A 5,649-nucleotide genomic window follows, 5' to 3' on the forward strand; every position below is an offset into this window, starting at 1 on the left:
CAGTTCCGGGTCCAGGTTCAAGCCCTTGCCCGGTTCAATCGTCACTTCTTCCTTGCGTTTGCGTGGCATAACGTGGCTCCTTGGCCATCAGTTTATGCCTCACACACAAACATTCGGATAGGCTCGCGACGCGGATTTCCGCCTGTTCACGGTCAAGGACTGTTGTTACGACCCGGACCCGGTCGTACACGACCATCTGTTCTCCACCGCATTCGATTCGCGCACGACGGTGCTGTCGCTCGCGGATGCGTTGCGCCTGCTTGCCTAGACGATCAACGTCCGCACCAAAACAAACCCCGGCCACGCGGCTCATCGCCGCGCGCCGGGGTTCGATGTTCATCCGGGCGATGCATCCCGCCGCATCGCCCGCCACGCTCGCTCAACGCGCGGCGACTTCGTCCTTGCCGCGCGTCGCGTCGCCGACCGCCGCCGGGGCATCGCCCCACCCGCCGCCCAGCGCGCGGATCAGGTTCACGGTGGACACCGCCTGCGTGCCCGTCAGCGCATTCGACTGCAACTGCGACACGAGCACCGAGCGCTCGCTGTCGATCACGTCGAGATAGCTGACCTCGCCTTCCTGATACTGGGTGCGCGACAGCGTCGCCGCACGCCGCGACGCGTTGACGGCCGAATCCTGCGCGCGAATCTGGTCGTCGAGCAGCCGCAGGTCGGCCAGATTGTCCTCGACCTCGCGGAACGCGACGAGCACCTGCTGCCGGTAGTTTGCGACCTGTTCGTCGTACTGCGCGCGCGCCTGCTGCACGCCCGCGGCACGCCGCCCGCCGTCGAACAGCGGCAGCGTCAGCGCGGTGCCCGCGAACGGCCCGAGCAGGAACGTGCGGCTCGACCACATGAACAGGTTGCCGAGCGTCGACGCTTCAAAGCCCGCCGCACCGGTGATGTCGAGCTTCGGGAAGTACGCCGATTTCGCGAGCCCGATGCGCGCGTTCGCCGCGGCCATCGCGCGCTCGGACGCCGCCACGTCGGGGCGGCGTTCGAGCAGCGCCGACGGCAGGCCCGCCGGTACCCTCACCGCGACCGGCACGAGCGGCGTTTCCTTGAACGCGAAATCCGCCGGCGCCTTGCCGAGCAGGATCGCGAGCGCATGCTCGGACGCCGCGCGGCGACGCGCGACGCCAACCGCATCGGCCTGCGCGGTCGCCAGTTCGTTCTTCGCGCGCGACACGTCGAGCTCGCTGATGTCGCCCTCGTTGAAGCGGCGCTGCACGAGCTTCAGCGCCTGTTCACGCAGTTCGACCGTGCGGCGGTACAGGTCCTGGTCGGAATCGAGCCGGCGCAGCTCGAAGTAGTTCTGCGCGACGTCCGCCTGCAGCGCGAGCTGCACCGAACGGAACAGCGCCTCGCTCTGCGCCTGGTCCGCACGCGATGCCTCGACGTTGCGGCCCACGCGGCCGAACAGGTCCGCTTCATACGACACCGTGCCCTGCGCGCGCCACAGCGTCGAATTGACCGGGCCGCTGCCCTGCGGCAGCGACTGCGACGCCGACGACAGCCCCTGGCGCGTCGGCCCGAAGCCTGCGCCGATCTGCGGGAACCACTGCGAGCGCGCCGAGCGGGTGGCCGCGCGCGCTTCCTCGACGCGCGCCGCCGCGGCCTTCAGGTTCTGGTTCGCCGCAAGTGCCTGCGCTTCGAGCGAATCGAGCACCGGATCGCCGAACGCCTTCCACCATTCGCCGCGATGCGCGGCGTCCGACGGCTCGGCGGTTTTCCACGTGCCGGCCTGCTCGCCGGCCGCGAGCGTCGGCGCTTCCTTGAACGCGGCGGGCGTTGCAACGTCCGGCCGCTTGTAGTCGGGCCCGACCGCGCAGGCGGCCAGCAGCGATACGAGCAGGCCGCTCGCCGCCGCCAGCTTCGCGATGCGCATCAAACCAGATTGAGTCTTCGAGTTATCCATCGTGTTGTCCTCAAGCATCCGAAGCCGGCACGCCCGGCGCCGGAACGCCATAGCCGGCCGAATCCTTGCCGGCGACGTGAATCTTGCCGCCCGCGAGTGTGCGCAGCACCACATAGAACACCGGCGTCAGCATCAGGCCGAACAGCGTCACGCCCAGCATCCCGAAGAACACCGCGACCCCCATCGCATGGCGCATCTCCGCACCCGCGCCGGTCGACGTGACGAGCGGCACGACGCCCATGATGAACGCGATCGACGTCATCAGGATCGGCCGCAGCCGCAGCCGGCTCGCCTCGATCGCCGCCTCGAGCGGTGTCCTGCCGTCGTGCTCCAGCTCGCGCGCGAACTCGACGATCAGGATCGCGTTCTTCGCCGACAGCCCCACCAGCACCATCAGGCCGATCTGCGTGAAGATGTTGTTGTCGCCCTGTGTGAGCCACACCCCCGTGAGCGCCGACAGAATGCTCATCGGCACGATCAGGATCACCGCGAGCGGCAGCGTCAGGCTTTCATACAGCGCGGCGAGCACGAGGAACACCAACAGCACGCTGATCGGGAACACCCAGATCGCAGAATCGCCCGCGAGAATCTGCTGGTACGTGAGGTCGGTCCACTCGAACCGCACGCCGCGCGGCAGCGTCTCGTGCGCGATCCGCTCGATCGCGGCCTGCGCCTGCCCCGACGAGAAGCCCGGCGCCGGGCCGCCGTTGATGTCGGCCGCCGTGTAGCCGTTGTAGCGCACCACCATCTCGGGGCCGAACGTCGGCGTCACGGTGACGAGCGACGACAGCGGCACCATCTCGCCCGCGCCGTTGCGCGTCTTCAGCTGCAGGATGTCGTCCGCGCGCTGGCGGAACGGCGCATCCGCCTGCACGCGCACCTGGTACACGCGGCCGAAGCGGTTGAAGTCGTTCACGTACAGCGAACCGAGATACACCTGCATCGTATTGAACACGTCGGTGACCGACACGCCGAGCTGCTTCGCCTTCACGCGATCGAGATCGACGTTGAGCTGCGGCACGTTGATCTGGTAGCTCGTGAACAGCGGGCCAAGTTCCGGCGCCTGCTGCGCGCGCTTGATGAAGTCGTTGGTCGCATCGGCGAGCTTCGCGTAGCCGACCGCGCCGCGATCCTCGATCTGCAGCTTGAAGCCGCCGAGCGTGCCGAGGCCGAGCACCGGCGGCGGCGGGAACACCGCGACGAACGAATCCTTGATCGCGCCATATTGCTGGTTCAGCGCGCCCGCGATCGCGCCGGCCGACAGCGCCTTGCCGTGCCGTTCCGAGAACGGCTTCAGCGTGACGAACACGATGCCCGCGCTCGAGCTGTTCGTGAAGCCGTTCACCGACAGCCCCGGGAACGCCACCGCGCTCTCGACGCCCGGCTGCTTCAGCGCGATCGAGCCCATGTCGCGGATCACCTTCTCGGTGCGGTCGAGCGACGCGCCGTTCGGCAGCTGCGCGAACGCGATCAGGTATTCCTTGTCCTGCGCGGGCACGAAGCCGCCCGGCACGACCTTCGACACCAGCAGCGTCGCGCCCACCAGCGCAACGTACACGCCGAGCATCACGGCCTTCCTCGACAGCACGCCGCGCACGCCGTGGCCGTAGTGCTCCGCACCGCGATGGAACACCTTGTTGAAGCGCTTGAAGAAGCCGCCGAGCACGCGGTTCATCACGCGCGTCAGCCAGTCTTCCTTGTCGCCATGGCCCTTCAGCAGGATCGCCGACAGCGCCGGCGACAGCGTCAGCGAGTTGAACGCCGAGATCACCGTCGAGATCGCGATCGTCATCGCGAACTGCTTGTAGAACTGGCCCGTCAGGCCCGACATGAACGCGAGCGGCACGAACACGGCGACCAGCGTGAGCGCGATCGCGATGATCGGCCCGCTCACTTCCTGCATCGCCTTGTAGGTCGCCTGCCGGGCGGTCATCCCGTTCTCGATGTTGCGCTCGACGTTTTCCACCACCACGATCGCGTCGTCGACCACGATACCGATCGCGAGCACCATCCCGAACAGCGACAGCGCGTTGATCGAATACCCGAAGCCGAGCAGCAGCGAGAACGTGCCGACGATCGACACCGGCACCGCGATCAGCGGAATGATCGACGCGCGCCAGGTCTGCAGGAACACGATCACGACGATCACGACCAGCGCGATCGCCTCGAGCAGCGTGTGCACGACGGCCTTGATCGACGAACGCACGAACTGCGTCGGGTCATAGACGATCTTGTAGTCGACGCCCGCCGGCATGTCCTGCTTCAGCTCGGCCATCGTCTTGCGCACTTCGTCCGAGATCTGCAGCGAGTTCGCGCCCGGCGACTGGTTGATCGCCATCGCGACGGCCGGCTTGTTGTCGAGCAGCGAGCGCAGCCCGTACTCGGACGCGTCGAGCTCGATCCGCGCGATGTCGCGCAGGTGCGTGACGCCGCCGTCCGGCGTCGTCTTCACGACGATGTCGCCGAACTCGTCTTCCGTCTGCAGGCGGCCGCGCGCGTTCACCGACAGCTGCAGCGGCGTGCCCGGCAGCGACGGCGACGCGCCGATCACGCCGGCCGCGACCTGCACGTTCTGCTCGCGGATCGCCCGCACGACGTCCTCGGCGGCGAGGCCGCGCTGCGCGACCTTCTGCGGATCGAGCCACACGCGCATCGCGTAGTCGCCCGAACCCCACAGCTGCACCTGGCCGACGCCCTGGATCCGCGACAGGCGGTCCTTCACGTTGATCAGCGCGTAGTTGCGCAGGTAGGTCATGTCGTAGCGGTTGTCCGGCGAGATCAGGTGCACGACCATCGTCAGCGTCGGCGAGCTCTTCACCGTGGTGATGCCGAGCCGCTGCACGTCTTCCGGCAGGCGCGGCAGCGCCTGGTTCACGCGGTTCTGCACGAGCTGCGTGGCCTTGTCCGGATCGGTGCCGAGCTTGAACGTGACGGTGATCGTCATGTTGCCGTCGCTGTTCGCCTGCGACTGCATATACAGCATGTCCTCGACGCCGTTGATCTGCTCCTCCAGCGGCGACGCGACCGTCTCGGCGATCACTTTCGGGTTCGCGCCCGGATACTGCGCCTTGACAATCACCGACGGCGGCACGACTTCCGGGTATTCCGAAATCGGCAGCAGGAACATCGCGATCACCCCGCCGAGCAGGATGATGACCGATAGCACCCCTGCGAAGATCGGGCGATCGATAAAGAATTTGGATATGTTCATGAATGGCTCTGTCTGGTTCGACGCGAAAGCGTGGCGGGCGGGCCGCTTACGAATTCGCCTTCGCCGGTGCAGCGGGCTTCGCGTTGCCCGCGAGCGGCGCGGACGGCGCATCGCCGCCCGTCATCGGCACCATGTGCGGCTTGACCTGCTCGCCGGGGCGCACGCGCTGCGTGCCGTTGACGATCACGCGGTCGCCGGCGGCGAGGCCGCTGACGATCACGCGCCGGTTGCCGTGCTGCAGCCCCTGCTGCACTTCGCGGTACGACACGCGGCCCTGCGCATCGACGACGAACACGAACTTCTTGTCCTGGTCGGTGTTGATCGCCGCGTCGTCGACGAGCAGCGCCGGGTGCGGCGCGCTGCCGCCCACCTTCACGCGCGCATAGAGGCCGGGGACGAGCGCGCCGTCCGCGTTGTCGAAGCGCGCACGCACGCGGATCGTGCCGGACGACGTGTCGAGGCGGTTGTCGACCGAGTCGATCGTGCCGCTTCTCGAATAGCCGCTCTCGTTCGCGAGGCCGAG

3 protein-coding genes and 1 pseudogene are annotated in these 5,649 nt (G+C 67.6%); 1 reads left to right on the forward strand and 3 read right to left on the reverse strand.

What is annotated here, in order from left to right; all coding sequences use genetic code 11:
* Window positions 1-121 precede the first annotated feature (121 nt).
* Window positions 122-268 (forward strand): annotated as a pseudogene (locus tag HWY45_RS37075) (cysteine hydrolase); the annotation flags it as partial.
* A gap of 111 nt (window positions 269-379) precedes the next feature.
* Here the strand turns inward: HWY45_RS37075 and opcM are convergent.
* The 3 genes from opcM to HWY45_RS36055 form a co-directional block, all read right to left on the reverse strand.
* Window positions 380-1,915, reverse strand: a complete 1,536-nt coding sequence (opcM, locus tag HWY45_RS36045; protein ID WP_059882083.1) for a multidrug efflux transporter outer membrane subunit OpcM — start codon at window positions 1,913-1,915, stop codon at window positions 380-382.
* A 10-nt stretch (window positions 1,916-1,925) separates the two neighbouring features.
* Window positions 1,926-5,126 carry a multidrug efflux RND transporter permease subunit CeoB gene (gene ceoB, locus HWY45_RS36050; RefSeq protein ID WP_059563766.1) on the reverse strand — a complete coding sequence of 1,067 codons (3,201 nt, stop codon included), beginning with the start codon at window positions 5,124-5,126 and terminating at the stop codon, window positions 1,926-1,928.
* Window positions 5,127-5,172: 46 nt separating this feature from the next.
* Window positions 5,173-5,649: efflux RND transporter periplasmic adaptor subunit (locus tag HWY45_RS36055; protein WP_176118466.1), on the reverse strand; the 477-nt coding region annotated here is incomplete at its 5' end.

Origin of the sequence: Burkholderia stagnalis (assembly GCF_902830275.1) — a bacterium.
In the GTDB taxonomy this organism is placed as follows: Bacteria; Pseudomonadota; Gammaproteobacteria; order Burkholderiales; family Burkholderiaceae; genus Burkholderia; species Burkholderia stagnalis.

Bases quoted from the DNA above. Each gene is read 5' to 3' on its own strand.
- opcM (WP_059882083.1), bottom strand. From the start codon at position 1,915: ATGGATAACTCGAAGACTCAATCTGGTTTGATGCGCATCGCGAAGCTG.
- ceoB (WP_059563766.1), bottom strand. From the start codon at position 5,126: ATGAACATATCCAAATTCTTTATCGATCGCCCGATCTTCGCAGGGGTG.